Source organism: Halomonas sp. MS1 (genome assembly GCF_024182575.1).
Lineage (GTDB): Bacteria > Pseudomonadota > Gammaproteobacteria > Pseudomonadales > Halomonadaceae > Vreelandella.
In genome coordinates this window covers 3,544,008-3,569,140 of record NZ_CP098926.1, presented here as the reverse complement: position 1 = coordinate 3,569,140, position 25,133 = coordinate 3,544,008, and the positions used below count along the sequence as shown (strand labels likewise).

Genomic DNA, 25,133 nt, shown 5'->3' with positions numbered 1-25,133 from the left:
TCATTAGGATAAATTATTTCCAACATTATCAAGAGTATCCGTATTTAACTTCCCCCCAGCAAGTCGCCAGTGGTAGTTAACACCAGGCAGCAACGACGGGCATTCTACTTGGTGAATAAAATAGATCGCTGTTCGTCCAGTGAGCCAATGGTCAAGAGATTTAGCAATATGCATAGCGGTGAAGGCATCCACACCGGCAAAGGGTTCGTCTAAAAGCACGACTGCTGGATCCCGCAAAAAAACACGAGCCAATGCCACTCTTCGCGCTTGCCCACCTGAGAGCTGCTGCCCCATTTCGCCGACTTGGGTCATAAGCTGATTGGGTTGCTGCTTTACCCAATCCTTTAGGGCAACTTGAGAGAGAGCTTCCCACAGTTGATCATCGCTTGCCTCAGGGTTCGCGATACGCAGATTCGCCGCTAACGATCCATCAAAAAGATCAACCTGCTGCGTAAGCAAAGCAAAGTGCTTGGCACGGCTTTCCATAGTAACGTTAGAAGGCGCACAGCTGGCAACGTAAACCTGCCCCTCTGAAGGCGAAACTCTACCCATAATAAGGTTAGCCAACGTTGACTTACCCGCCCCTGAAATACCCGTCACTACTGCTCGCTCTCCGGCAGGCAAGGTAAATGTAGTATCAGACAGCACCGAATAGGCTGTATCGGGATAACGAAAAAAAACATTGTTGAACGCCACTGGATGCCCGCGAGAAGCATCAGGCAAGGCCAACGACGGCGCCTCAGTCATTATGCTGCTCAGTGCATTTAATCGCCGAGCAGCGCCATAGCTAGCACCGACTTTTAGAAAGGCGTTAGGCAACGTAGTGAATACTTCATTTATACCCAGCACAGCGATAACCGCCATAACAATGATAGGCCCCGCCACGTGGCCGGCCTCTACAATGAAGCTGCCCAGCCATAATACGCCCACCAACAATACGCCGGTCACCGCTAATACTAGCGCGTTGCCAATGGCCGACTTATAAGCAAGCTGACGCTGATTACTTAGCGCTTGGTCTTCGTGCTGATTAATCCGCGTACGGTACCAAGGATTAGTTTGGTAACTCATTAGCTCAGCCGACGCTTGTACTTGATCAAGCACTAGACGGCGTAACTCTTCTTGGTCGCTAACTTGCTGGTGGCTATTACCAAACCCCAACCACGCATAGCCAAGCGTCACTACAAGCCATAGCACGCTCAACACAGCGGCTATCAAACCACCCAACACTGGCACCCAAATAGCGATAAAGCCAGATACCACCAGGATGCTTAACAGCCCAACTAACGGAGGGATAAGCAAGCGCAGATACAGGTTGTCAAGCGTATCAATATCCGACGTTAAGCGACTTAGCCATTCACTCGCGCGGCGGCGCTTAAGCGTTGCCTCATCCAACCTGGTTAAATCGCCAAATACGCGGTAGCGCAAATCAGCTAATAATGTCAGTACGGTATTGTGGTTATAAAGACGCTCCGCGTAACGTGCCACCGTTCGCAGCAGTGCAAAAAAACGAATACCGCCACCGGGAACATAAATATCCAAAGTAACGGGCAATCCAGCTGCCAACGCGATGCCAGCCAACGCACACGCGGCAATAAACCAACCCGAAAGCCCTAACAGTGCAAGACCTGCCAGGAGCGTCACCAACGCTAATAATGCCCCCATAAAGAAACGCTGACGACGACGCAGCATTATGAGCAGCCATGGTTTCATATCGCGATAAAACTGCGTCATACCGTCGCCTCAATAAGCTGACCGGCTTCACAGGTAAAATGACGATTAGCAACGGCTACCAGCGCAGGGTGGTGCGTTGCAATAACTAGCGTACGGCCTTCCTTTGCCCAATCTAGTAGTGCCTGAATGACAGCCTTCTCAGTGATAGCGTCTAGGCTTGCCGTCGGTTCGTCTAATAAAACCAGTTGCGCCTCGCTAAGGTAGACACGCGCCAGCGTAAGACGTTGTGCTTGTCCCCCGGAGAGCCCGACACCACGCTCGCCTACCAGGCTTTCCAGACCATTTGGTAGCTGGGATAACAACTCACCCAGCCCTGCCCGTTGCAGTGCTCGTACCATTGACACCTGATCAGCCTCAGGAGCCGCTAAGCGCAGGTTATCGGCAAGAGTTCCCTGAATAATGCAAGGCGTTTGATCCAGCCACGCGACCTGACCACTGTGACGATAGCGGCACTCACCGCTGCTAGGCATCATAAAACCAGCCATTAAGGCTAGGATGGATGATTTACCGCTACCTGATTCACCGGTGATAACAACCACGTCACCACGTCGGATGGTAGCGTTCAGGTCGGACAAGACCGTGGCACGCCCCTCATATCCGACACCCGCCCCGCGCAGCTCAATAACGGTATTTTCCGAACGAGGCACTGATGTGGCTGAAGGAACCAGATCTGGTTCGTTCAGTATTGCCACGATACTTTCAGCCGCCCCTAATGCTGCTGCGCGGTCATGATAGTGCTGGGATAGTGTTCGTAGAGGCTGAAAAAACTCGGGTGCCAGCAATAAAACGGCTAGCCCAGTGAAGAGGGTTAGAGAGGAGGAAGGCCCATAGTCGATATAACCAAGTAGACCAAAACCGACGTACATGGCCACAACCGCAATCGCCACAGATGCAAAAAACTCAAGCACCGCGGATGATAGGAACGCTAGACGCAGCGTGCGCATACTTAGTCGTCGATAGTCATCGGTGGCATACCAAACATCTTTTTGTGCTGACTTGGTATGGCCAAACAGCTGGAGCGTCGTCATCCCTCTGACTCGATCTACAAAGTGGGCCGACAAACGCGACACGGCCATGAATTGATCACGATTCAAACGCTCAGCGCCCATACCTACCAACGCCATAAAAAGCGGGATAAGTGGCGCAGAAAGCAACAAAAAGATGGCCACAAGGTAGTCCAGCCATCCAACAATGCAAAGGATAAGTAACGGTAAGGCGACGACAATCCTCATCTGAGGATAAAAACGCGCGAAATAACCGTCTAACGCGTCAATATGCTCTACCGCCTGAGTCGCTATCGCCCCACTCTGTTGGCGAGTAAGCCAAACGGGCCCAAGCGTCGCCACCTTATTTAGCAACGCCTCTCGCGCATGCTGGCGAATACGAAGACTTGCCTCTGCACTACTGGCTTCTTGCAATGCTTGAAGTAGTGAGCGACACAGCACCACTGCCACCAACCCCAAGAAAACAACTGTCAGTGATGCCGGTGAGCGACCATGAATGACAAGCTGATCAATGCACCATGCAAGCCCCACCACTAGTAAAACCGTAAGCCCCCCTGCAAGCACGCCACCTATTGCGGCTAGTGTGAGCTTTTTGTGTTCACGCCGAGCAAGAGATTTCAACCATGAGCGTGAAGTTAAGGGTATTACCTGACCTGATTGAGAGGTAGCCATAAGGTTAGTGGCACTCCTCATTTGATGGTCGCGCCTTGCCAGCAATGGGTACATCCAAGCTAAAGACAACCGCAAACACTTTTGTCCAAAATAGCGAAAGACGGTCCCAAGCTGGGTTTTGGGTTTTAAAGAAAAGCCCATGGAGTAATGCTATATAGGAGACCAGCCCGATAGTAGAAACTGGAAAAATTGCATGGAAATATTCCACAAAGGCGAACTGAATTCGCGATAGCACGCAGAGGGCAAGCTCCATCACACTCTCCTAAGACCTGGATAAGCTGGGCCACACAAGCTTAGTTAAGCCTTACTGGTGCTGCACTTTAGCAATGAGCATAGGCTCTAGGCACGATGCAGCGACACAGCAACTAAGCCTGAGATTCGAATGTGTTGTCATTTGATGCTGTGACAAACGTTATACACTACTAGCGCTTCTTCAAAACTGTGTCGCATTGACGCAGTTAGGACATCACTACGATGCTAACCATGTAGCCAGTGTAAGCAATGAACATAGAGAACAGTACGCCACCCTCGATACGGTTTATACGCCGCGGGCGCCCCCGCCAAGAGAAAGCAAAGAACACCATCATGAGGGTCATAAAGGTCATGACGCTCCAATCACGAATTAGCACTTCGCGCCCCACTTCAATCGGTGTAATAACGCCAGCAAGACCTACCACAGCCAAACTGTTAAATAAATTAGAACCTACGACATTACCCAGCACCATATCATGCTCTTTGCGCCGCAAAGCGCTGATAGAAGAAGCAAGCTCTGGCAAGGATGTTCCTATTGCTACAACGGTTAAGCCAATAATTAAGTCGCTAACTCCAAAAGCTACCGCTATTTCGACCGCCCCCCACACCAGTATGCGCGAACTAGCGATCAACAAGACTAGTCCAACTAGCGTCCACATAAACGCCTTGCCACGAGACATGGGCTTACTATCCAGCGCTTCTGCTACTTCACCCACTAGCGGATCATCTTGCTGTCCTCGTGAACGGACAATACTAACCCCAATAAAGAGCGCCAACGCACCTAGCAGTAAGACGGCTTCTCCGCGAGAAATCCAACCGTCATAAAGCATATAACCCGTCAAAAGCATGACACCTATCAACAGTGGCATCTCCTTACGGATCACACCAGAATGCACCGCTAAAGGAGCGATCAACGCGACAAAACCTAAAACAAGGCCAATATTAGCGATATTGGAACCATAGGCGTTACCTACCGCTAAACCAGGGTTTCCTTGCATGGCCGCCAACACTGACACCATCATTTCTGGTGCAGAGGTGCCAAAACCAATAACCAGCATGCCAATTAATAGTGGCGATAGCCCTAACCACCTAGAGGTAGCTGCAGCACCATCGATAAATTTCTCAGCGCTCCATACAAGAAGCACCAAGCCCAAAACTACAGCCAAAAAAGGGAGCAACATTATTTCATTTCCTTAATAACGTAATGTTAGGCACTATCATTAGGCACCATTGCCGAGGCATCCTTGTCTAACTAGTTGGTTAGGTCAAGTGCTGTTTTACGGGGCGAAGATTAATCTCGATTTGACAGTAGTACCTGCCCACCGTACTAATTTGGATTCCTCAACGTATTGAGAATTAGCAGTTGCCTCATTTTCAGTTTATCAAACGACCTTCTTTGCGGGTGAACTCACCACAGGTCGACTGCCGCCCTCCTGAATCTCGCGCCCAGCGTAGACGCTTACGCGCCTGTCATGAGTGTGACTGGGTGTCTGCACTTCCTCCGCTTGGCTCTGGAGAGAAAGCATCTTGTCCACGCTGTTCACATGTGCTGGTAAAGCGGCATCGCTATCCTGCTCAGAGAAGCATGGCGCTAGCGCTTTCATCCTTAATAGCGCTACTTGCAGCAGTATCATTTCCGTTTGTTAGCTTTAGCATCAGTGGCATTGGTAATCGTATAGAACTTTCACAGACTGCCACTACGCTCATCGCTTTTCATCAGCCTGTTGTCGCTATCGCTGTCATTATGACCATTGTTGTGCTGCCCGCTATTTATCTAATTAGCGTGATCTGGCTTCAGTTTGGCTTACTTCGCGGCCATCCAATGCCGTTTAGTCGGGACATCGCTCGTTCACTAGCGAGGCTTACCCCATGGATGATGGCGGATGTCTTCATCGTTGGGGCGCTGGTGAGTTTGATAAAAATAGCTGGCATGGCACACATTGAAATAGGCATCTCTTTCTGGGCGTTCAGCGCGTTTGCCATCCTTTTACTGTTAACGACACAATCCATTGATTCAGATTGGATGTGGTTCTCTTTAGAGAAAGAACCCCTCGCGCCAGAAGGCACTCTCACAGGAACGACAGCGGCAAGCCAAGGGGTAACCGGCTGCCCAACTTGCGGCCTAATTAATCGGCTTAATGAGCATGCCAAGGGGCACTGTCTGCGCTGCCAAGAAAAGCTCCACCCACGATTACCACACAGCTTGCAACGCACCTGGGCACTGCTTTTTGCAGCAGCGGTGATGTATATCCCTGCTAATGTATACCCTATTATGACCACGACTAGCTTAGGGCACTCATCACCCTCAACGATCATCGGTGGGGTTGTGCAGCTGATCCAAATGGGCTCCTGGCCCGTGGCCGTGGTTATCTTTGTGGCGAGTGTTATTGTTCCCGTTGGTAAGCTGGTCGCACTGGTTTGGCTCTGTATGGTCATAAAGCATAGCAACGAGCTCAACGCACAAAGCCGAACTCGACTTTATCGGCTGACTGAATTTATAGGCCGATGGTCAATGGTTGACGTATTTGTGGTTTCAATATTAGTCGCTCTGATTCGCGCAGGGTCGTTAATGTCAATTACACCAGGGCCGGCGGCGCTCGCGTTTGCTGCCGTCGTTGTGCTCACAATGTTAGCAGCCATGACGTTTGACCCGCGCTTAATTTGGGACACTCCGCCTCCTCGCTCTACACGCCGTAACACGGCCACCAAGGAAACTGTTGATGGCTAATGATTCAACACCAAAGAAAGCCGATACCAACGACAACAACGATTTACATCGTGCGAAGTCATCACCGCAAACACGGCTCTCTCCGATTTGGATCGTGCCAATCGTAGCGGTGGTGATTGGGCTTTGGCTTGCCTACGACAACTACGCCAGCCGAGGCACGCTCGTCACACTAACAATGGACAGTGCGGAAGGTATCGAAGCGGGCAGCACGCTTATTCGCAGCCGCAATGTTGAAATAGGCAGAGTCCAAAACGTTCGCTTATCTGATGACCTTTCCCACGCCGTTATGACCGCCCGCATCCAACCAGAAGCGGAAGCGATGCTTAGGGAAGATAGCCGATTCTGGGTGGTAAAGCCGCGCATCGGCCGCGAGGGCATTAGCGGGCTGGGCACGGTATTGTCGGGTGCCTATATTCAGCTAGAGGCAGGTCAGTCGGATGAACCTGAGCGCGAGTTTACGGTAAGTGATACACCACCGGTTGCCCCAGCTGGGCAGGCTGGTTTGCAAATCAGCTTAGTCAGTCAACTGGGTAACTCACTGCGTATAGGCGACCCTGTTTCTTACCAGGGCTATACCGTAGGACGAGTTGAAGATACTCGGTTTGACGCGGAATCTCGCACCATGCACCACCAAGTATTTATTGAAGAACCCTACGGCCAGTTGGTAACGGATAGCACTCGATTTTGGACATCAAGCGGTGTTGATTTCCAACTAGATGCCGATGGCGTACGTGTCAACGTGGAGTCTCTTGAAGCATTACTGGGAGGCGGCGTTACGTTTGGCGTGCCAGAAGACTTGCCGATGGGGCAACCCGTAGAGCCCAATGCACGCTTTAATCTCTATGCGGATGAAAATACTGCCCGGGAAGGAACCTTCAATCAGTATTTAGAGTACGTGCTATTGGTTGATGATACCGTTCGCGGATTATCGAAAGGTGCGCCCGTCGAATTTCGCGGGGTAAGAATCGGTACGGTTGCGTCGGTACCCTGGAACTTTACCGCTCCACAGCCCGACTCGCGTTCTCAGTTTGCCATCCCAGTGCTGATTCGAATCGAGCCTCAGCGGTTGGGCATTGAGAATGCCGACATCGACATAGAACAATGGGACTCACGCTTTAAGCGCCTTTTCGGCTTAGGGCTACGTGCATCACTCAAAAATGGCAGCCTATTAACGGGTGCACTTTTCGTTGATCTTAATTTTCAACGCGATTTAGCTGATGAATATGTCGCCGAAACGTTCTCCGAGAGGACAGTATTCCCTACTGTTGCTGGCGGCTTTGCACAGATCCAAGCGCAGATAACCAGCCTGCTTGAGAAATTAAACGCGCTTGAAGTTGAGCCATTACTTGCAGGTTTAGACCGAAACTTACAAGCATCTGAAAGTGTGCTCAACGAGATACGCCAAGTAAGCACCTCCATCAACCAGTTGCTGAATGATCCCGATACTCAGGCAGTGGGCGGAAACGTAAATGCGACTCTTGAGGAGCTGCGTAACACCTTGCAAGGTGTATCACCGTCATCTCCAGCCTATCAGGATTTAACAACGGCTATTCAACGGCTGGATCGCTTAATGCGCGACTTACAACCACTTACTCGCACATTAAATGAAAACCCAAGAGCGCTCTTATTCGACAACCTGGATACTCAAGATCCCGTGCCTCGCGCACCACGCTAAGAAGGAGCTTACTATGCACTATAAGGCAATCCGCTATTTATCACTACTTGGCCTTTGCATACAGCTAAGTGCTTGCGCTAGCAGTGTCACACCACCCTCTCGCTACATGCTACCAAGCGAAAATGCAGTGAGTTCGCCAAACCAGCCGATCGGCACACTGCAGGTGCGAGCACCACGTTTAGCACATTATCTGGATGTGGACGGCATCGTCATGCAGCTTGATGACATCACCCTAAATGAAGCCCGCGAACACCAATGGGCTGAAAGTATTGGACGCCAATTAGAACGTGCATTACGTGCTCAACTATCCCAAGAACTCACGTCCATTCAGGTCGTTCATGCTGATGGCAATGCACCTGAAGCGCTCACATTACTACTTGAAGTTGATCAATTTCAGGGGCGGCACGACGGGCGAGCGGTCACCAGTGGCCAATGGCAGTTACGCGGCGCAGATAACAACCTACTTGCGCTAAAAAGTTTTTCTGCAGAGACCGAGCTCCAGCAGGACGGCTACCCTGCTCTCGTTCGCTCACTTGGCGAAAGCTGGGATAAGGTGGCCCTGCAAATCGCCAACGAGATCCGCGAAGGAAATTATTTTCAGATGTGACATCAGTAAGGCATCCAGCCTCTAGGTTAAACGCTGAAATGAAGTATCCATGATATACTAAAGGAGTCATCTTTCAGCATCACCACGTCACCCCCGATTCAAGCCAATGTCTATTTCACCGTCTTGATCGGCAAAAAAATGACCATCGCGGCAGCGCGCTTTATCTGGCAAACTTCGCTGCCGCGAAGGTGTACCATCCTCGCTTTTTGAACATTACGCTCAGTAACGACGACGCCAAGCGGCGTCACTTACTAAGCGATTGCGGAGAACGCATGAGCTTTTCTGAACTTGGTCTGCACGACGATTTACTACGCGCGGTTACCGCGCAGGGCTATACGCAGCCTACCCCTATTCAACAAAAAGCTATACCCGTTGTACTTGAAGGTCGCGACATGCTCGCCAGTGCACAAACTGGCACAGGCAAAACCGCTGGCTTTACGTTGCCCATGTTACAGCGGTTAGCGAATGGCAAGCGCCCCGGCAAACGCCAAGTACGCGCGTTAGTGCTCACGCCTACGCGCGAGCTTGCTGCCCAGGTAGGCGAAAGCGTAACCGCTTACGGCAAGCACCTCTCTTTACGCTCGCATATTATTTTCGGCGGTGTTGGCCAACAGCCACAAGTGGATGCACTCAAAGCGGGGCTTGATGTGTTGGTCGCCACGCCAGGTCGGCTACTAGACTTGCATCAGCAGGGCCACGTGGATCTATCGGCCGTAGAAATCCTGGTGCTCGACGAAGCTGATCGCATGCTCGACATGGGATTCATCCATGATATCAAGCGTCTATTGCGCTTAGTACCGAAACAGCGTCAAAACCTGCTGTTCTCTGCAACATTCTCCAACGACATACAGTTATTGGCGCAACAGCTGCTCAACAACCCAGCGTTAATAGAAGTCGCACCTCGCAACACGACCGCTGAAAAAATTGAGCAAACCATTTACCGAGTAGATCGTGATAAAAAACGCGAGCTGCTGGCCCATTTAATTCAGCAGCATGGTTGGTTTCAGGTACTCGTTTTCACACGCACCAAACATGGCGCGAACCGCTTAGCAGAGCAGCTCTCTAAGCAAGACATACCCGCCATGGCCATCCATGGCAATAAGAGCCAAGGGGCTAGAACACGTGCACTAGGTGCTTTCAAAAGCGGTGATTTGCAGGTACTTGTCGCCACTGACATTGCCGCTCGCGGGCTAGATATCAACGAACTTCCCCATGTCGTTAATTTCGACTTACCCAATGTGGCAGAGGATTATGTTCACCGTATTGGACGCACCGGCCGAGCGGGCAGCGATGGCGAAGCAGTTTCGCTCGTATGTGTCGACGAACACGGCTTGCTGAGTGGGATTGAGCGTCTTATCAAGCAAAACCTGCCTAAACGTATCGAACCCGGTTTTGAACCTGATCCAAACGCCAAGCCCGAGCCGATTGAAAATGGCTGCCGTGGTCAGAAGCAGCCCCGCGCCAAACGTAAACCGGAAGGGCAAGCAGCTAATACAGGCGGTGAACGTCGTCGTCGCGCCCGTCGCTAGCCCTTAGCTTAGGAATATGCGAAGGTTGTCGCTTCGCGTATTCCGCTGGCACAACTTAACTTATTCATGGAGTGATTATGGCGTCGTCTCAACTTATTAACGATTACCGCCAGTGGCTTACCTTTCAACGCCAGGAGCAACTAAGCCGTGAGCACCAAGGTATTTCACAGCGGCTAGAAGATGCCCGGGCATCGGCTGGACAAGTGCTGCAGGCGTATCGCAGCATGGCTGAAAAAGCCTCTACAGAGGGCGCTTGTTATCGCACACTTTTCTTACGTGAACGTAATGATAACGAATCGCTACCCTGTGAAGGATGGTTATTTGTACGACGGGTACTTAGCGAAGAGAGCAGCACGCGAGTACGGGTAACGTTACTGGAAACCTTTACGCTGGAAGACGGCATTATTACACCTGGGGATAAACCTGCACGTAAATTAACCCTCGAAATCTACGACAAGCTGAATATTGATAAGGGGATGCGTACCGAGGTGCGCGTAGACTGCTTAGACACGCAGCAAGATTATCATTTCATTACCCTGCTTGATGCGGTACGCGGCGACTTACGCCCCCACCTCAAGTAAATGTCAGCATGGCTTCTCGTCGCACATACACCTTTATTGTTCTGATGTTCGTAGTAGGGCTTAATTTACGCCCTGCTATGTCATCAGTTGCGCCGCTGCTTTCCCGACTGCAAGAAACTGCGGGGTTAAGTCCTGCATCAGCGGGCATTTTAACCACGTTACCCGTGCTTTTTTTAGGCTTGTCAGCCCCACTTGCTCCCCTATTGGCTAAACAGTTGGGCAGCGAACGGGCCCTGAGTAGTGCACTGCTTTTATTAACTTGCGGTTTAATCTTAAGAGGCATGCCAGTGCCTGGCGCGCTTTTTATTGGCTCAGCAATGGCAGGCAGCGCGATCGGCCTTAGCGGCACCCTTCTACCAGCGCTTGTTAAACGCGAGCTTCCCCACAGCGCCGATCTTCTGACTGGTTTATACACCATGGCGTTATGTTTCGGCGGTGCTTTAGGCGCTGGTCTTAGTGTTCCGCTGATGCAATGGCTAGGCAGCTGGCAGTTGAGTCTAATGAGCTGGTCACTGTTAGCATTAGTAGCCCTGGCACTATGGGTGATCAACATGCCAACGGCCCAACACACCCCACTCAAGCCAAGAAGCTCTTCTTCGCTCGCCCAATTAATGCGTAAGCCACTTACGTGGCATGTCATGCTGTTCATGGGCATTCAGTCTTCCATGGCTTACATTGTGTTTGGTTGGCTGCCCACCTTATTAGTCTACAGAGGCTATGATGAAGCTGCGGCCGGCTGGACAATGGCCATCTCAATCATGTGTCAGTTAGTTTCAGCACTGGGCGCACCTTGGCTAGCCCGCTTAACCCACGATCAACGCCCTGCCTTACTACTAGTTCTTTTTAGCACTGCACTAGGGCTTTGGATGTTGCTTATTGCGCCACTAGCCTGGAAGTGGCCCGGCGCGGTACTTCTTGGTATTGGTCAAGGCGGCAGCTTCAGCTTAGCACTCAGCCTGTTGGTGTTACGAACGGCTAACTCGCGTCTCGCGGGGCAGCTTTCTGGCTTAGTACAGGGTGGCGGCTATACGTTGGCAGCGCTAGGCCCTTTTGGGGTTGGTCTGATGCTGCAAGCCGGAGCAGAGTTAGCCCACATAGCATGGCTGCTTATTCTGCTAATTGTTATTTGTTGCGGATTTGCCTTATTGGCTGGGCGTAACCGCCAATTAGACGATCATAGCGGTGAGTTGTTAGTACATCGCGGTTAGCCGTCGTGCAAGGCAATACCTGCCTCAGTTTGCAGAGCCTGTTTCAATAGCATACAGAGGCACGGACACTTAGGCACAGGTACTTAGACACAAGCACTTAGACACACGTACTTAGACGCTACGATTGAGAAAGACCCTTTTAGATTCGCCCAATTCAGGAAACGGCTATGAGCATCACTTCTCCCCTGGCAAACGCCGCCCCCACTCAAGAACGTGTGCTGGTCATCTATACTGGCGGCACCATTGGCATGCAGCCAAATGTAAAGGGACTAGCCCCAGGGGGGAACTTTCAAGATCGCATGGCAGACGCACTAAGCCAGCTTCCTATACTGCACCAACATGCCCTTCCCGCTTATGACGTGCTTAGTTATGCGTCATTGATCGACTCAAGTGCAGCGACGCCGCTGACTTGGCAACAGATTGCCAACGATATTGCAGCCCACTTAGCCGACTACCGTGGATTTGTCGTTATCCACGGCACGGATACCCTAAGCTGGACCGCGTCGAGTCTTGCCTATCAGCTACAGGGGATTGACCGCCCGGTTGTGTTAACAGGCTCTATGCATCCTCTTGAAATGATTGATAGCGATGCGATCGGCAACCTTTACGGAGCATTAAGGTTTGCTGCAAACGTTGAGTTACAAGAGGTGGCGATCTATTTTTCAAATCGCCTTCTGAGGGGGTCACGAGCGATTAAACAGCATACAGAATCCTTAGATGCGTTTATCTCACCAAGCTATCCCTGTATCGGTGAACGCGTTGGCGATGACTTCATTTATTACCCAAGTAGAGGTTTAGGGTTTCAACAACGCGGCGCGCCCCGCTTTGAGCTTTCAGACTATCAAGCCGTCTCCGATGGCGCCGTTATTAGACTAGCATTGTGGCCAGGTATATCGCCTTGGCAATTGGAAGCTCTGCTCGGTGATTCGCGCGTTAAGGGGGCTCTACTGCAGCTTTGGGGAGCAGGTAATATACCCAACGACCCTGCACTCATTGATGTCATTGCTAACGCCAGTGGCGAAGGAAAGCTGCTGGCCGCGGTTAGCCAGTGCCCCCAGGGCAGCATTCATATGGGCGAGTACGCAGCGGGCCACGGTCTAGCAGAAGCGGGCCTACTGTCTGGAGATAACATGACACCGGAAGCCGCTTTCACCAAACTCGTTCACCTATTGGCTCAACCCCTTTCCATGGACATTCGACGCCAGCGATTTTTAACGCCACTTGTCGGCGAGCGCTAAACACCGCACGTCGATCAATTCGCACTGGCGTAGTCACTTATACACGCTATGTTTAAACATACGCTAACAACCAAAAGGAAAGCAGCGTATGGAACGGCCTGTACACTATTTTAGCGAGCTATTTGAACAACTCGGGCTACGCTCGGATGCAGAGTCCATAGAGCACTTTATTCAGCGCCACTCCCCCCTTCCCAAAGAAATGCCGCTCGCGGAGGCACCCTGCTGGAACGAAGGCCAAGCTGATTTTCTTCGTGAGGCCGTGGAAGATGATGCCGACTGGGCCGAAGTTGTCGACCACCTTGATGCCTCGATGCACAAACGAGCTTGATTGCTGCTAAACACCTCTTTGCGCGCCGCTCACTAACGGCGCCAATATAGCCATTAACTGTTGAGGCGAGCTTCAACGCGCTCAAGAATTTGCCTGCTCACTTTTCCTACTAATGGCTTTGCAGCACGGTTCACCGCTTTTTCCATCAATCGGTTACGGATTTCATAACTCAGCGTAAGCGATACCTCTGTCCCCTCCGGCACTTCACGCAATTGATAACGACCTTGGTTTTTAACGCCTTCCAATGATTCCCATGCCAGCACATAAGGTGGCTTGATCTCGGTTACTGCCACATCAAATGACCAATCCATACCCACCGCGTGGACATGCCAGCGATAACGGTTATCGCCTAAGGTATCAATTGATCTAATGAGATCAGAATAGTCAGCAAAATCTTCAACTCGACTCAGCAGTTCAAACACTCTTTCAGGCTGAGCATTAATAATTTCGCTATGTTCTATGGTGGCCATGGATTCATCCCTTACGACTAGAAGGATTAGCTTAGCATGTTGGCCCATGCGCATACCGAACAGAAAATGGTACCAATTGCGGCTACCACTGGCCAGGCAAGCCCGCATTGCGTAAACTGCCGTCCTTCCGGACCGGACCCCGGAATCTCATTTAGCGCGACGCTAAAGCACTCAATAAATTCTCCGGCCAATGAGTAATTATTATGTCGTTACCCCCTACCTCTGGCGCAGACGCGTCATCTACCGTTGTGATTTATTCCGGCGGCATGGACTCCTATACCGTTCTTCACCGCGCAATTAAAGAAGGGCTCGAGGTTCATGCGCTCTCCTTTGATTATGGCCAACGCCACGCCAAAGAACTGGACATAGCGAAAGCAGTTTGTAAGCAGCACGATATTCCCCATCAAGTCGTTGATATACGTGCTATTCACGGTTTAATTGATAACTCAGCGCTGACCAACCCAGATATATCAATGCCTGAAGGTGACTACGCCGCTGATAACCTCCCTACCACCGTTGTCCCTAACCGCAATATGATTCTGCTTTCGTTAGCCATTGCTAAGGCAGTTAATATCGGTGCGGGGCGTGTCGATTACGGCGCCCACGGCGGTGATCATATTCTCTACCCTGACTGCCGCCCTGAATTTGTTCACGCAATGAACCAGGTCGCTGGCATCGCTAATTTTGAACCGATAACGCTGCATGCACCTTATCTAGCATCGAGCAAAGCCGATATCTTGCGCGATGGCTTAGCAATGGGCCTGAACTACCGTGATACCTGGACCTGCTATGAAGGGCGCCCACTGGCTTGCGGCAAGTGCGGCAGTTGCCGTGAACGGCTGGCGGCGTTCGCAGCCAACAATACTTCAGACCCACTGGCGTATGAATCTACCCCTGCACAGGTTACCGGCTGATGTATCACGTCAAAGAAGCCTTTTATACCTTGCAGGGCGAAGGTGCACAGGCAGGCCGTGCCAGCGTATTTTGCCGCTTTAGCGGCTGCAATTTGTGGTCTGGGCGTGAAATCGATCGCGCCAGCGCAAAATGCTCCTTTTGCGACACCGATTTTATCGGTACGGATGGCATTAACGGTGGGCGCTTTAACACTCCACGTGAACTCGCTGATCACATTAAAGCCCTTTGGCCAGTTCATGCGGGGAGAGCAACGCCCTACGTAGTATTCACGGGCGGCGAGCCATTACTCCAGCTTGATACCCCGCTGATCGCACTACTACACAGCGATGGGTTTGAAGTGGCCGTTGAAACGAATGGAACGGTCATGCCACCGCCAGGAATTGACTGGCTATGTGTTAGCCCGAAGGGCACAAACTCATTGGTGGTCACCCGTGGCGATGAGTTAAAGCTGGTTTTCCCACAATATGCAGCGCCACCCACTCAATTCGCCAATTTGGACTTCAACCACTTTTTTTTGCAGCCGATGGACCACGGCATAGCGCAGAGAAATCACGCGACGGTTCAGGCAACCACCGAGTATTGCATGGCTAACCCCCAGTGGCGGCTATCGCTTCAAACGCACAAGATTGCAGGATTTGAGTAATGGCGTTATTTGTAAATCGTCTCAGCCATATTGATGTTTCACTGTGGTGCCCTACAAAAGGGTTGGTAGGCTGTAGCTGGCAAGTAGATGCTCAACTGGATGGGGAGCTAGGCGAAGATGGTATGCTTTTTGACTTCGGGGAAGTTAAGCCTTGGATCAAACGCACACTCGATAGTGGCCTAGACCATACGCTGCTCGTACCTGTCAACGCGCCCGGCATTAAGGTTACTGACTGCGCTGAAGGTATCTGCATTAGAACAGCGACTCCTTACGAAATGGAAGTTCGCGGGCCAGCCCAAGCATTTACCTTGCTCCCCTGGGATACCATCACTGTTGAGCGTGTCACCCACTATTTAAGCTCACAGCTGACGAAGCAAGAGCAACGGCCAGCTAATGTCCACAGTGTCACGCTAACGCTGAGTGACGAGCCTATAGACGGCGCTGCCTATGGCTACACTCACGGACTGAAACGGCATCTCGGCAACTGTCAGCGGATTGCCCATGGCCACCGCTCGCGCCTGTTTATCTGGCAGCATCAGGCACGTCAGCCAGCGCTTGAGCAGCGCTGGGCAGCATGGCTGGATAATCGATATCTGCTTGAACAGGCCGATATTGAAAGCCAGATTGATGAAAAGCTGACCTGCCGTTACCAGTCTGCACAAGGCACATTTTCGATCACACTGCCTCAAGAACGCTGCTGTGTACTGCCCAAGCCGACAACCGTCGAGAATATTGCGTTATGGCTTGCCAAGAGTATTGCAGAACACAGCGGCCATAAAACACTGGTTCAGGCATTTGAAGGAATTGATAAAGGCGCAACGGCAGAAGCCTCGCCATGAGTAGTCACGTTTTCGCAACAGACACCGCCGCCTGCCGAGCAGGCTGCGGTGCTTGCTGTATTGCACCGTCGATTACCTCTTATATACCCGGCATGCCAAATGGCAAACCGGCGGGCGTTCGATGCGTACAGTTAAGTGATGACAATCTATGCAGGTTATTTGGCGATCCTAGCCGTCCTGCCGTGTGTGCGCGGTTCGACTATGATGCTGATGTGTGTGGCGAACACCGAGAAGAGGCGCTCGCCACACTTCACTGGCTGGAAACAACAACGCGTTAGTCACCCGTTCAGGTTTCGTTTTCAACACTTACCGCGTGGGGCAACCGTCTATCAAGCAGACTAACCCAGCGAACAAGCACTGGCGCATCGCTATGGCTCACTTCACTTAACAAGCGTCTAAATGCTTCTTTGGCCTGCAGGTCGTTTGGTGCAATACGCGTTAACCAAAGTTCGAGTGCGGCAAGCTCCTGATGGCGATTGCCATGCTCACGAGCCTGGTTAATGGCCATTTCAGCCAGCGCTTTCACTTCATTAGCAGGGTGCCCGAGCAAATCGCGCACTTTAGCTAACTGCGTTGCCAACTCAGGTAAAAAGAGCGTTGTGCGCTCTTTGGCAATGACCAGACACTGATCCAGATAATCTTCAGCCGCTTTTAACTCGCCAAGCTCAATACACGCATCTGAGTACCACAGGACCGGACGCTGATAGCGATCACGTCCATTCAGCTCTGCCATCTGGTCCAGACTGTCCCGCACCTGCACTAAGCCCCCCTGGTCACCCGCAAGAGCTCGCTGCCAGCCAAGAATTCCCTGGGCAGAAATCTGCCACAGCTGCAAATCGGGCGTACCCGTCATTGCAGCAGCACGCTCGGCGTGTCGTGCTGCTAGATGTACATGGCCAAGCTGCCGATAAAGCGCGGCGGAAAACATCAACGCCATGGCAAGCGTACCTGGATGGCCAATTTTTTCAGCTAATCGGATCGCGGAAGAGATATGCCGCTCTGCGCGCTGATAGTCACCACGCAAGCAGAGCGTCCAGCCTTGGAAAGAAGCCGCGGTTACTTGCGGGTGATCAGAGAATGGCAGCCATTCAATCATCATTTGCGCATTGAGCGGGTCAATTTCGTCCAGGTGGTCATGCGCTTGCTGAATGCGTCCAGCCCAGTATTCGCAATGTGCCCGTGCATAATCTGCCAGCCTTTGGTAGCGCGGATCTTCTAAACGCCCAGCAATGTCTGCCAGCGTCGAAGCGAGCGCAAATGCATCGGCGTGGGCATAGCGCTGACTTCGGCCAACCCATAAGCCCCACTTAACCAAAAATATTTGCTCAAGGTCTTCGGGATCTTCCGTAGCGGCGCCATCCGACTGGCGAAGCAACTCCCTCGCACGCACAAAGCTCTCATGCGCAGTGGGCGAACCATGCCCCTCTAAGGCGAAGGCCGCTTGGCCACGCACGGTCAGCAGGCTCACTTCGCGCTCAACTTCATGATCCACATGACGCAAGCTAGCAAGTCCGAAGTCTGCCATGCGCAGTGCCGTACGGTTAGCACTCACCTTGAGGGCTTCCCGTGCGGCCAGTTCAAAGTAACGAGCTCCCCTGGCGTAGTGGCCGCTGCGGCGTAGGTGGGTTGCAAAATCACCTGGGTGGCGGCTGATCCATACAGGGAAGCGCTCTTCAATCAGCGTGACTACCTGCTGATGAAGCTTAACCCGCACATCCCTCGGGCACGAAAGATAAGCGGCTTCTTGCAGCAGTTGGTGGCTAAACTGATGCTCCGGCTCTCCCCCTTCTTTATCCACAGACTCGATAATTTCCAGCTGCCGCATGTGCTCAATTGCTTGGCACAGCCGCGGCTTTTCCCAACCACTGCACTCTTGCAGAAAATCAAGACGGAAACGCTTGCCTAATACCGCCGCTACGTGGGCAATTTCCCGATCACCCTCCAACTGGTCAATTCGGCTAGCCAGCAGTCCTAACAACCCTTTGGGCAGCTCATCAAACTGTACACTGCGACCTTCGCGGCGATCCATATCTAAACGCCGGCAAATCTCTTGCATATACAGCGGCACCCCGTCGCAACGCTCAATGATTTGATTGCGTAGCCGCGGGCTTAAATGAATGCGATACCGGCGGGATAACTGAGAAAGCAAGCGAGACGACTGCTGCGCATCCAGCCTTCCAAGGGTAATTTGCTGATCCCAGTGCAATTTGACCGGCAGTGGCTCTCGGCCATGGTGACTGGCGACCAGCATGAAGGCTGTATTGATCGGCAACCGAGCTTGTAGCCCTGCCAACACCTTGAATGAAGGTTCATCAAGCCATTGCAGATCATCAATCATTAGTACCAATGTCCGTGAACTGGCCAGATGATCGATTAAGCGGTGTAACAGCTTTACAACTAGCTCAATAGCCTCACCATTCTGAGTTAACTGGGCCACTTCTTGAACATCACGCACACCGAGCGCTTCTTCAAGCAGTTGCTGACGTTCATCCTCCAGAGGCTCTAAGGAGAGCGTTTCTTGCAATTGACGAACAGCTTCACAAGTTGGCGTTGCTTCAACATACCAAGCGAGCAGAGTACGTGCGACACCGTAGGGCTCTAGCACCGATAGCCGCGTCGTTGGCTGCCAACAAATGGCAGCATCACGACTCAGTTCTAACTGGCGAAAACCCACCATTAGCGCAGATTTACCCATCCCGGATGCACCACGTACTAGCACACTCTGGCGCAAGCCAATGCCTGCCCTCGCCAACGCGTCTCTTAGCGTGCGTAGTGATGTTTCTCGACCCACTAAACTGGGAGGTAGTGCATCCCTACCGCCCTCATTCACTCCCAGCACTAACGCTCTCAAGCGGACGCGGCCATCGCTAGCCACTAAGCGAGATACCAACCGCGGTTGCAAATCAAGTGCAGGCGGCATGTGCTGGCTGGCTTCTTGAGAGATCACCAACTCGCTACCCTCTGCAGCGCTCATTAACTCCAGTGATACTTGGGTTACTTGGCCAAGCGGGTCAGCTAGCTGACGTTCAGGTAGATAAACCACTCTTCCGCTATTAAGACCTGCGGCGAGCTCAAATTTTGGAGGATCACCGTCACCGATCCAGTGACGCTGGGACTCTAAAGGCAACGCCAGACGGCAGTGCTCATAAAGCGCAACCAGCTCTGCCAACTGATGAGCCGGACCATGGGTACCAAAGCAGGCCAAGCCAAGCCCACCTGTTGCGCCCGGCAACCAGAAGCCACCTAAGTGATGACACTGCTGCTCTAACCAGCGCAGTAGCTCTAATTGAAGCGCCAAACAGTTCCGGGTAGCCGCGCGATCTTGCCAATCACCTTGTAACTTAAGCCGGATAGCCATCACAGATAACTGGCGCAGCTCAATTTCATCTTCGCGAAGAGGCTTACTATCCGCTGCCAACACGCGCGAAAAAGCGCCTTGCGGGCTCAATACACGCGGATCATGGTGACCATCTGACCAATAATTAGCTAACTGTAGAAAGCTCGGTTCGGGCTGCTGTCCAGAAAGCGCTAACAACTGTAGATAGCTGTTGTACTGTTCATGGGCAGCCGCCATCTGATTTTTCTCGGCCAACTGACGTACCAGACGTTCATGAAATGGACCGTAGCCAGAAAAGCGACTGACTAAACCTTCCAATAGATTGTCAGGTACATCGGAGTGGGCATCTAACACCTGCTCAGCGAAACGGATAACACGCTGACGCCACTCGTTTCGCACCTGAACTAACCAGCGTTGAAATTCGCTGCAGTTGGCAAGCTGGAGTTCTTCTATCAAATCCCCCTGATAACACGACATCACCTCTTCGAGGTTCGCCAAATCTCGAGGGCCTTCCAACAATTGCTGTAATTCGTGCAAGTCAACCCGCCAGTGGGCAGGCAACTGAAAAGCGATGGTCTGGCGAGATACGTTCAACACTTGCTCGGCATTGTCCCCCATCGACTGACGCAGACAGTGAAGCGCATGACGTAGGTTGGTTCTGCCCGATGACAGCCCCTGGTCTGGCCAAAGCAACTCTGCGAGGGAAGCTCGGTTGACCGGCTGTCGGTGCAGCAACAAATAAACGAGCAGCGCTTTTACCTTGTCATAACTGAAGTGCGTCAGCACATCTTCTCCTTGTGCTAAAGAGAAATGGCCAAACAGGGTCAGTTGGTCTGTCTCACGAGCATCGCGCATGATACATATCCTACCTAGACTAGCGGTGGCTTAAGCAGGCACACCGCTATGAAAACGAAAAGCCGTATCTGGCGAAGTAATCAACTCCGCTTCACGCGCCACAAAAAAGGCGATTCTGTCATCTATTGATGCCGATGTTTGCTGTCTTGCAAGCAGCAAATAGTCTTCAAAGTGACGACCTTCTGACTTCACTAACGTGCGATAGAACTTGGCAAGCTCTTCATCTAAATAAGGAATTAAGCGCGCAAAGCGCTCGCAGCTACGTGCTTCAATGAGCGCACCTATAATTAACACATCAATTAAACGCTCAGGGTCATTGCTACGTACATGCTTGCGCAAGCCTTCGGCATAGCGTGACGCAGTAAGATGACGGTACGCCACGCCTCGCTTCTCCATTAAGCCAACTACCTGCTCGAAATGCAGGAGTTCTTCTCGAGCCAGTTGCGACATCTTGCTTAATAGTAACGGCTGATCAACGTAACGATAGAGCAAGCTCATTGCCGTTGAGGCGGCTTTTTTCTCACACTGAGCATGGTCAATAAGAAGTATCTCTGGGTTATCCAACGCCCATTGCAGCCATGCATCAGGCGTTGAGCACGCAAGAAACTGATGGAGACATTCTGGCAGTAAATCATCCGCTTGAAGCGCATGACCTACAGGTTGCAACATATTTAATTGTATCGACATAACACCATTACCAAGCGCTTATCTCACTATTGTACAACATATAAACGCCCTGGGCGTTTGTTCCCTGCCATTACGCTCGCTGTTGAAAGAGCCGTAACAGCACTTTTTATATAGCACATATCTAATATAAAATTACGCTTATATTGAAGCTCCACACCACAATACCCGCGATTCAGCTGTCGTAGTGATAATAATACGACGAAATAATCAAACAGTATGGTAACGCGGCATCACAATAATCACACGCGCCCTCACCCTCAATTACGCCTGTTCGGTAAAAAACTTCCACCCGCTGGATTAATTAAGAAAAAAACGCGCTATTAAGAAACCCTACACCATCTCCTCAACATAAAGTACAAGGCCCTCAGGAGCTTGCCGCCTTAACATTGTCGACAGTTTCCCGTAGAATCCACCTCATCCACCAGACGCTGTTTGTCAAGCGTATGTCACGTGTCCGGGCACATACTCAATACCGTGTGGGTATGCGCTCGTCACCATTAAGAAGATGAGAGGGCCCCAACGTGCTTGAAGCTTACCGCCAACATGTCGAGGAACGCGCTGCAGAGGGCGTACCGCCCAAGCCCCTGAACGCCGAACAAGTCGCTGCCTTAATTGAGCTACTTAAAAATCCGCCGGCAGGTGAAGAAGAGTTTATTCTTGACCTAATCACCAACCGAGTCCCCCCAGGTGTTGATGAAGCTGCTTATGTAAAAGCAGGTTTCTTAACCGCGATTGCTAAAGGTGAAGCCACCTCTCCGCTGATCGATAAGATCCATGCCGTCAAACTTCTCGGCACCATGCAAGGCGGTTATAACATCGTCTCCATGGTCGAACTATTAGACAATGAAGAACTTGCTCGTGAAGCTGGCGAACAGCTCAAGCATACCCTTCTCATGTTTGATTCGTTCCATGACGTTGAAGAGCGCGCCAAAAATGGCAATGCGGTTGCTAAAGACGTTATTCAGTCTTGGGCTGCTGCAGAGTGGTTCCTCTCCAAGCCTGCACTGGAAGAGAAAATCACCTTAACCGTCTTTAAGGTTCCTGGCGAAACCAATACTGACGACCTCTCTCCTGCGCCTGACGCATGGTCGCGCCCAGACATCCCGCTGCATGCCAATGCCATGCTCAAAAACGAGCGCGAAGGTATTGAACCCGAAGTGCAAGGCACGACAGGCCCGCTGAAAAAAATTGAAGAAGTTAAAGCGAAAGGCTTCCCCGTTGCCTATGTGGGCGACGTCGTTGGTACTGGCTCTTCACGCAAGTCCGCCACTAACTCTGTACTCTGGTTCTTCGGCGACGACATTCCTTACGTGCCCAACAAGCGCGCTGGCGGCTTCTGTTTTGGTGCCAAGATCGCCCCGATCTTCTTCAATACTATGGAAGATTCTGGTGCACTGCCGGTTGAAATGGATGTTGCCAAACTGGAAATGGGCGACATCATTGATGTCTATCCATACGAAGGTAAAGTGTGCAAGCACGGTACCGACGAAGTACTGACAACCTTCGAACTTAAAACCCAGCTGATTCTTGACGAAGTGCGCGCAGGTGGACGCATTCCGCTGATTATCGGTCGCGGTTTAACCGGTAAAGCGCGTGAATCGCTAGGCCTTGAGCCTTCTGATGTTTTCCGCCTGCCAGACCAGCCGGTTGATACTGGCAAGGGCTTTACCCTTGCTCAAAAAATGGTCGGTAAAGCGTGTGGCCTGGACGGCGTACGCCCCGGCATGTACTGCGAGCCGAAGATGACCACCGTTGGCTCTCAGGACACAACCGGGCCGATGACCCGTGACGAGCTGAAAGACTTAGCGTGCCTTGGTTTCCAGGCCGACTTGGTCATGCAGTCATTCTGTCACACTGCGGCCTATCCAAAGCCTGTCGATGTGGATACTCACCACACACTGCCTGACTTCATCATGAACCGTGGCGGCGTCTCTCTTCGCCCCGGCGACGGCATCATCCACAGCTGGCTGAACCGTATGCTGCTGCCCGACACAGTGGGTACCGGCGGTGACTCTCACACCCGTTTCCCGCTGGGCATTTCGTTCCCAGCAGGTTCTGGTCTGGTAGCGTTTGCTGCTGCGACTGGCGTTATGCCGCTGGACATGCCGGAATCCGTACTGGTGCGCTTTAAAGGTGAGCGCCAGCCGGGCGTGACACTGCGCGACCTGGTTCACGCTATTCCCCTCTACGCCATCAAGCAGGGACTGCTAACCGTTGAGAAATCCGGCAAGAAGAACGCTTTCTCTGGCCGTGTATTGGAAATTGAAGGTCTTGAAGACCTGACCGTCGAGCAAGCTTTCGAGCTTTCCGACGCTTCAGCAGAGCGCAGTGCAGCAGGTTGTACAATCACCCTGTCTGAAGAAAGTGTCACCCAGTACCTTAAATCCAACATCACACTGCTGAAGTGGATGATTGCGAATGGCTACGGTGACGAACGCACTATCAGCCGTCGTATCGAAGGTATGGAAGCATGGCTTGATAACCCAAGCTTGATGCGTGCTGACAAAGATGCTGACTACGCCGAAGTCATCGAAATTGATTTGAGCGAAATTAAAGAACCCGTTCTTTGTGCGCCTAATGATCCTGATGATGCTCGTCTGCTATCAGACGTGGCCGGCGAAAAAATTGATGAAGTATTTATCGGTTCTTGCATGACCAACATTGGTCACTTCCGTGCAGCCGGTAAACTACTTGAAAAACAGCCTGCGGGCAGCCTGAAAACGCGCCTTTGGCTGGCGCCGCCGACCAAAATGGATCAGCACCAGCTTACCGAAGAAGGCTATTACGGCATTTATGGCCGTGCTGGCGCCCGTATGGAAATGCCGGGATGTTCACTGTGTATGGGTAACCAGGCACGCGTTGCAGCGAAAAGCACTGTTGTGTCTACGTCTACACGTAACTTCCCGAACCGCTTAGGTGATGGTGCCAATGTATACCTCGCCTCAGCGGAACTCGCAGCCGTCGCTGCCGTGGAAGGCCGCCTTCCAACCGTGGAAGAGTACCAGCGCTACATGAGTGAATTTGACGCACTCGCTGGAGAAATATATCGTTACATGAACTTCCACGAAATCGAGGAGTATCAAAAAATCGCCTCGAACGTGATTCCGGTTGCCCAAGAAGCTTAATGCTCTTTGCAGTACCGAGAACTTATCGCCGATGCTCGCAACATCGCAAGAAGGATGACAATGTCTCCTTTTTGAGCCGATGACCGAACGCCCCAACCTGCTTGCAGGCTGGGGCGTTTTTTTATGGCCGCCTGACTTTCAACAATGGATCTTCATGGGCTAATTTTGAAGATAATGCTTCATAGGAGCGTGTAATGACATATGCAACCCCTGTTGTCACACCAGATTTATGTGATGCGAATCCTGACGCAATAGTACTTGAACCGATGTTTGCTAATTATGGTGGCGTCGACAGTTTTTACGGCCCTATTCGTACCGTTAAGTGTTTTGAAGACAACTCAATGGTTAAGCAAGCTGTTGCCGAACCAGGTGATGGTGCAGTGCTAGTTGTGGATGCTGGCGGGTCACACCGCTGTGCCATGCTTGGTGATATGCTCGCCGAGCAAGCCGCTAAAAATGGCTGGGCTGGTGTGGTGATGTATGGCTGTGTACGAGACGTCGATATTCTTGTCACACTGCCACTTGGCGTTCAAGCGTTAGGCAACCATCCGCGCAAGAGCGAAAAGCGCGGCGAAGGACAACGCGATATACCTATTACCTTTGCAGGCGCCACGTTACACACTGGACAATGGCTTTACGCAGATAACAACGGCATTATTATCGCCGAAAAACCGCTTGAGCTCTCCTAAGGCAAGGGCTTGCCAGGTGT

Annotated in this window: 20 protein-coding genes and 1 pseudogene; 14 read left to right on the top strand and 7 right to left on the bottom strand. The window is 51.7% G+C overall.

Going from position 1 to position 25,133, the window contains the following annotated elements:
- Positions 1–3 precede the first annotated feature (3 nt).
- The 4 genes and pseudogenes from cydC to NF683_RS16405 all read right to left on the bottom strand — a co-directional run bounded on the left by cydC (position 4) and on the right by NF683_RS16405 (position 4,840).
- Entirely contained in the window at positions 4–1,731 is a 1,728-nt protein-coding gene (gene cydC / locus NF683_RS16420) for a thiol reductant ABC exporter subunit CydC (RefSeq protein ID WP_253920460.1), read from the bottom strand.
- Positions 1,728–3,407, bottom strand: coding sequence for a thiol reductant ABC exporter subunit CydD (cydD, locus tag NF683_RS16415; protein WP_089038220.1), 1,680 nt, complete (start codon positions 3,405–3,407; stop codon positions 1,728–1,730). The genes cydC and cydD overlap by 4 nt, the downstream gene beginning before the upstream one ends.
- 49 nt (positions 3,408–3,456) lie before the next feature.
- Positions 3,457–3,660 (bottom strand): annotated as a pseudogene (locus NF683_RS16410) (cytochrome ubiquinol oxidase subunit I); the annotation flags it as partial.
- Between the two features lie 205 nt (positions 3,661–3,865).
- Positions 3,866–4,840, bottom strand: coding sequence for a calcium/sodium antiporter (locus NF683_RS16405; RefSeq protein WP_089038219.1), 975 nt, complete (start codon positions 4,838–4,840; stop codon positions 3,866–3,868).
- A gap of 221 nt (positions 4,841–5,061) precedes the next feature.
- Between NF683_RS16405 and NF683_RS16400 the strand changes: the two genes are divergently transcribed.
- The 8 genes from NF683_RS16400 to NF683_RS16365 all read left to right on the top strand — a co-directional run bounded on the left by NF683_RS16400 (position 5,062) and on the right by NF683_RS16365 (position 13,553).
- Complete coding sequence (locus tag NF683_RS16400; RefSeq protein ID WP_253920459.1) at positions 5,062–6,387, top strand: paraquat-inducible protein A; 1,326 nt, start codon at positions 5,062–5,064, stop codon at positions 6,385–6,387.
- The gene (gene pqiB, locus NF683_RS16395; protein WP_089038218.1) at positions 6,380–8,062 is read left to right on the top strand and encodes an intermembrane transport protein PqiB; all 1,683 of its coding nucleotides are present in this window, start codon (positions 6,380–6,382) and stop codon (positions 8,060–8,062) included. The genes NF683_RS16400 and pqiB overlap by 8 nt, the downstream gene beginning before the upstream one ends.
- 13 nt (positions 8,063–8,075) lie before the next feature.
- Complete coding sequence (locus tag NF683_RS16390; protein ID WP_253920458.1) at positions 8,076–8,669, top strand: PqiC family protein; 594 nt, start codon at positions 8,076–8,078, stop codon at positions 8,667–8,669.
- A gap of 272 nt (positions 8,670–8,941) precedes the next feature.
- The gene (locus NF683_RS16385; protein ID WP_253920457.1) at positions 8,942–10,198 is read left to right on the top strand and encodes a DEAD/DEAH box helicase; all 1,257 of its coding nucleotides are present in this window, start codon (positions 8,942–8,944) and stop codon (positions 10,196–10,198) included.
- Between the two features lie 77 nt (positions 10,199–10,275).
- Entirely contained in the window at positions 10,276–10,779 is a 504-nt protein-coding gene (locus tag NF683_RS16380) for a hypothetical protein (RefSeq protein WP_038483828.1), read from the top strand.
- 8 nt (positions 10,780–10,787) lie between these two features.
- Positions 10,788–11,987 (top strand): MFS transporter, encoded by a 1,200-nt coding sequence (locus NF683_RS16375; RefSeq protein ID WP_193060604.1) that lies wholly within the window; start codon positions 10,788–10,790, stop codon positions 11,985–11,987.
- A 167-nt stretch (positions 11,988–12,154) separates the two neighbouring features.
- Positions 12,155–13,225 (top strand): asparaginase, encoded by a 1,071-nt coding sequence (locus NF683_RS16370; protein WP_253920456.1) that lies wholly within the window; start codon positions 12,155–12,157, stop codon positions 13,223–13,225.
- Positions 13,226–13,313: 88 nt separating this feature from the next.
- The gene (locus tag NF683_RS16365; RefSeq protein WP_193060606.1) at positions 13,314–13,553 is read left to right on the top strand and encodes a DUF2789 domain-containing protein; all 240 of its coding nucleotides are present in this window, start codon (positions 13,314–13,316) and stop codon (positions 13,551–13,553) included.
- A gap of 53 nt (positions 13,554–13,606) precedes the next feature.
- Here the strand turns inward: NF683_RS16365 and NF683_RS16360 are convergent, their stop codons facing one another.
- Positions 13,607–14,023, bottom strand: coding sequence for an SRPBCC family protein (locus tag NF683_RS16360; RefSeq protein WP_125747528.1), 417 nt, complete (start codon positions 14,021–14,023; stop codon positions 13,607–13,609).
- A 203-nt stretch (positions 14,024–14,226) separates the two neighbouring features.
- On the opposite strand from NF683_RS16360, the gene queC reads away from it, so the two are divergent.
- The 4 genes from queC to NF683_RS16340 are packed head-to-tail and all read left to right on the top strand — an operon-like array spanning position 14,227 to position 16,698.
- Positions 14,227–14,937 carry a 7-cyano-7-deazaguanine synthase QueC gene (queC, locus tag NF683_RS16355; RefSeq protein WP_253920455.1) on the top strand — a complete coding sequence of 237 codons (711 nt, stop codon included), beginning with the start codon at positions 14,227–14,229 and terminating at the stop codon, positions 14,935–14,937.
- Positions 14,937–15,581: a 7-carboxy-7-deazaguanine synthase gene (queE, locus tag NF683_RS16350; protein ID WP_253920454.1), complete on the top strand. Its 645-nt coding sequence runs from the start codon at positions 14,937–14,939 to the stop codon at positions 15,579–15,581. Before queC ends, queE begins: the two co-directional genes overlap by 1 nt.
- Positions 15,581–16,420 carry a 6-pyruvoyl trahydropterin synthase family protein gene (locus tag NF683_RS16345; RefSeq protein ID WP_253920453.1) on the top strand — a complete coding sequence of 280 codons (840 nt, stop codon included), beginning with the start codon at positions 15,581–15,583 and terminating at the stop codon, positions 16,418–16,420. The genes queE and NF683_RS16345 overlap by 1 nt, the downstream gene beginning before the upstream one ends.
- Entirely contained in the window at positions 16,417–16,698 is a 282-nt protein-coding gene (locus NF683_RS16340) for a YkgJ family cysteine cluster protein (protein WP_253920452.1), read from the top strand. The genes NF683_RS16345 and NF683_RS16340 overlap by 4 nt, the downstream gene beginning before the upstream one ends.
- A gap of 8 nt (positions 16,699–16,706) precedes the next feature.
- Here the strand turns inward: NF683_RS16340 and NF683_RS16335 are convergent, their stop codons facing one another.
- Positions 16,707–20,612 carry an AAA family ATPase gene (locus NF683_RS16335; protein WP_253920451.1) on the bottom strand — a complete coding sequence of 1,302 codons (3,906 nt, stop codon included), beginning with the start codon at positions 20,610–20,612 and terminating at the stop codon, positions 16,707–16,709.
- Between the two features lie 30 nt (positions 20,613–20,642).
- Positions 20,643–21,299: a tRNA-(ms[2]io[6]A)-hydroxylase gene (gene miaE / locus NF683_RS16330; protein ID WP_038483807.1), complete on the bottom strand. Its 657-nt coding sequence runs from the start codon at positions 21,297–21,299 to the stop codon at positions 20,643–20,645.
- Between the two features lie 521 nt (positions 21,300–21,820).
- Between miaE and acnB the strand changes: the two genes are divergently transcribed.
- Positions 21,821–24,424, top strand: coding sequence for a bifunctional aconitate hydratase 2/2-methylisocitrate dehydratase (gene acnB, locus NF683_RS16325; protein WP_253920450.1), 2,604 nt, complete (start codon positions 21,821–21,823; stop codon positions 24,422–24,424).
- Positions 24,425–24,618: 194 nt separating this feature from the next.
- Complete coding sequence (rraA, locus tag NF683_RS16320) at positions 24,619–25,113, top strand: ribonuclease E activity regulator RraA (RefSeq protein ID WP_253920449.1); 495 nt, start codon at positions 24,619–24,621, stop codon at positions 25,111–25,113.
- Positions 25,114–25,133: the final 20 nt, after the last annotated feature.

Bases quoted from the DNA above. Each gene is read 5' to 3' on its own strand.
- queE (WP_253920454.1), top strand. From the start codon at position 14,937: ATGTATCACGTCAAAGAAGCCTTTTATACCTTGCAGGGCGAAGGTGCA.
- cydD (WP_089038220.1), bottom strand. From the start codon at position 3,407: ATGGCTACCTCTCAATCAGGTCAGGTAATACCCTTAACTTCACGCTCA.
- NF683_RS16345 (WP_253920453.1), top strand. From the start codon at position 15,581: ATGGCGTTATTTGTAAATCGTCTCAGCCATATTGATGTTTCACTGTGG.
- NF683_RS16390 (WP_253920458.1), top strand. From the start codon at position 8,076: ATGCACTATAAGGCAATCCGCTATTTATCACTACTTGGCCTTTGCATA.
- NF683_RS16380 (WP_038483828.1), top strand. From the start codon at position 10,276: ATGGCGTCGTCTCAACTTATTAACGATTACCGCCAGTGGCTTACCTTT.
- pqiB (WP_089038218.1), top strand. From the start codon at position 6,380: ATGGCTAATGATTCAACACCAAAGAAAGCCGATACCAACGACAACAAC.
- NF683_RS16405 (WP_089038219.1), bottom strand. From the start codon at position 4,840: ATGTTGCTCCCTTTTTTGGCTGTAGTTTTGGGCTTGGTGCTTCTTGTA.
- NF683_RS16370 (WP_253920456.1), top strand. From the start codon at position 12,155: ATGAGCATCACTTCTCCCCTGGCAAACGCCGCCCCCACTCAAGAACGT.
- NF683_RS16335 (WP_253920451.1), bottom strand. From the start codon at position 20,612: ATGCGCGATGCTCGTGAGACAGACCAACTGACCCTGTTTGGCCATTTC.
- NF683_RS16360 (WP_125747528.1), bottom strand. From the start codon at position 14,023: ATGGCCACCATAGAACATAGCGAAATTATTAATGCTCAGCCTGAAAGA.
- miaE (WP_038483807.1), bottom strand. From the start codon at position 21,299: ATGTCGATACAATTAAATATGTTGCAACCTGTAGGTCATGCGCTTCAA.
- queC (WP_253920455.1), top strand. From the start codon at position 14,227: ATGTCGTTACCCCCTACCTCTGGCGCAGACGCGTCATCTACCGTTGTG.
- NF683_RS16385 (WP_253920457.1), top strand. From the start codon at position 8,942: ATGAGCTTTTCTGAACTTGGTCTGCACGACGATTTACTACGCGCGGTT.
- NF683_RS16340 (WP_253920452.1), top strand. From the start codon at position 16,417: ATGAGTAGTCACGTTTTCGCAACAGACACCGCCGCCTGCCGAGCAGGC.
- NF683_RS16375 (WP_193060604.1), top strand. From the start codon at position 10,788: ATGGCTTCTCGTCGCACATACACCTTTATTGTTCTGATGTTCGTAGTA.
- cydC (WP_253920460.1), bottom strand. From the start codon at position 1,731: ATGACGCAGTTTTATCGCGATATGAAACCATGGCTGCTCATAATGCTG.
- NF683_RS16365 (WP_193060606.1), top strand. From the start codon at position 13,314: ATGGAACGGCCTGTACACTATTTTAGCGAGCTATTTGAACAACTCGGG.
- rraA (WP_253920449.1), top strand. From the start codon at position 24,619: ATGACATATGCAACCCCTGTTGTCACACCAGATTTATGTGATGCGAAT.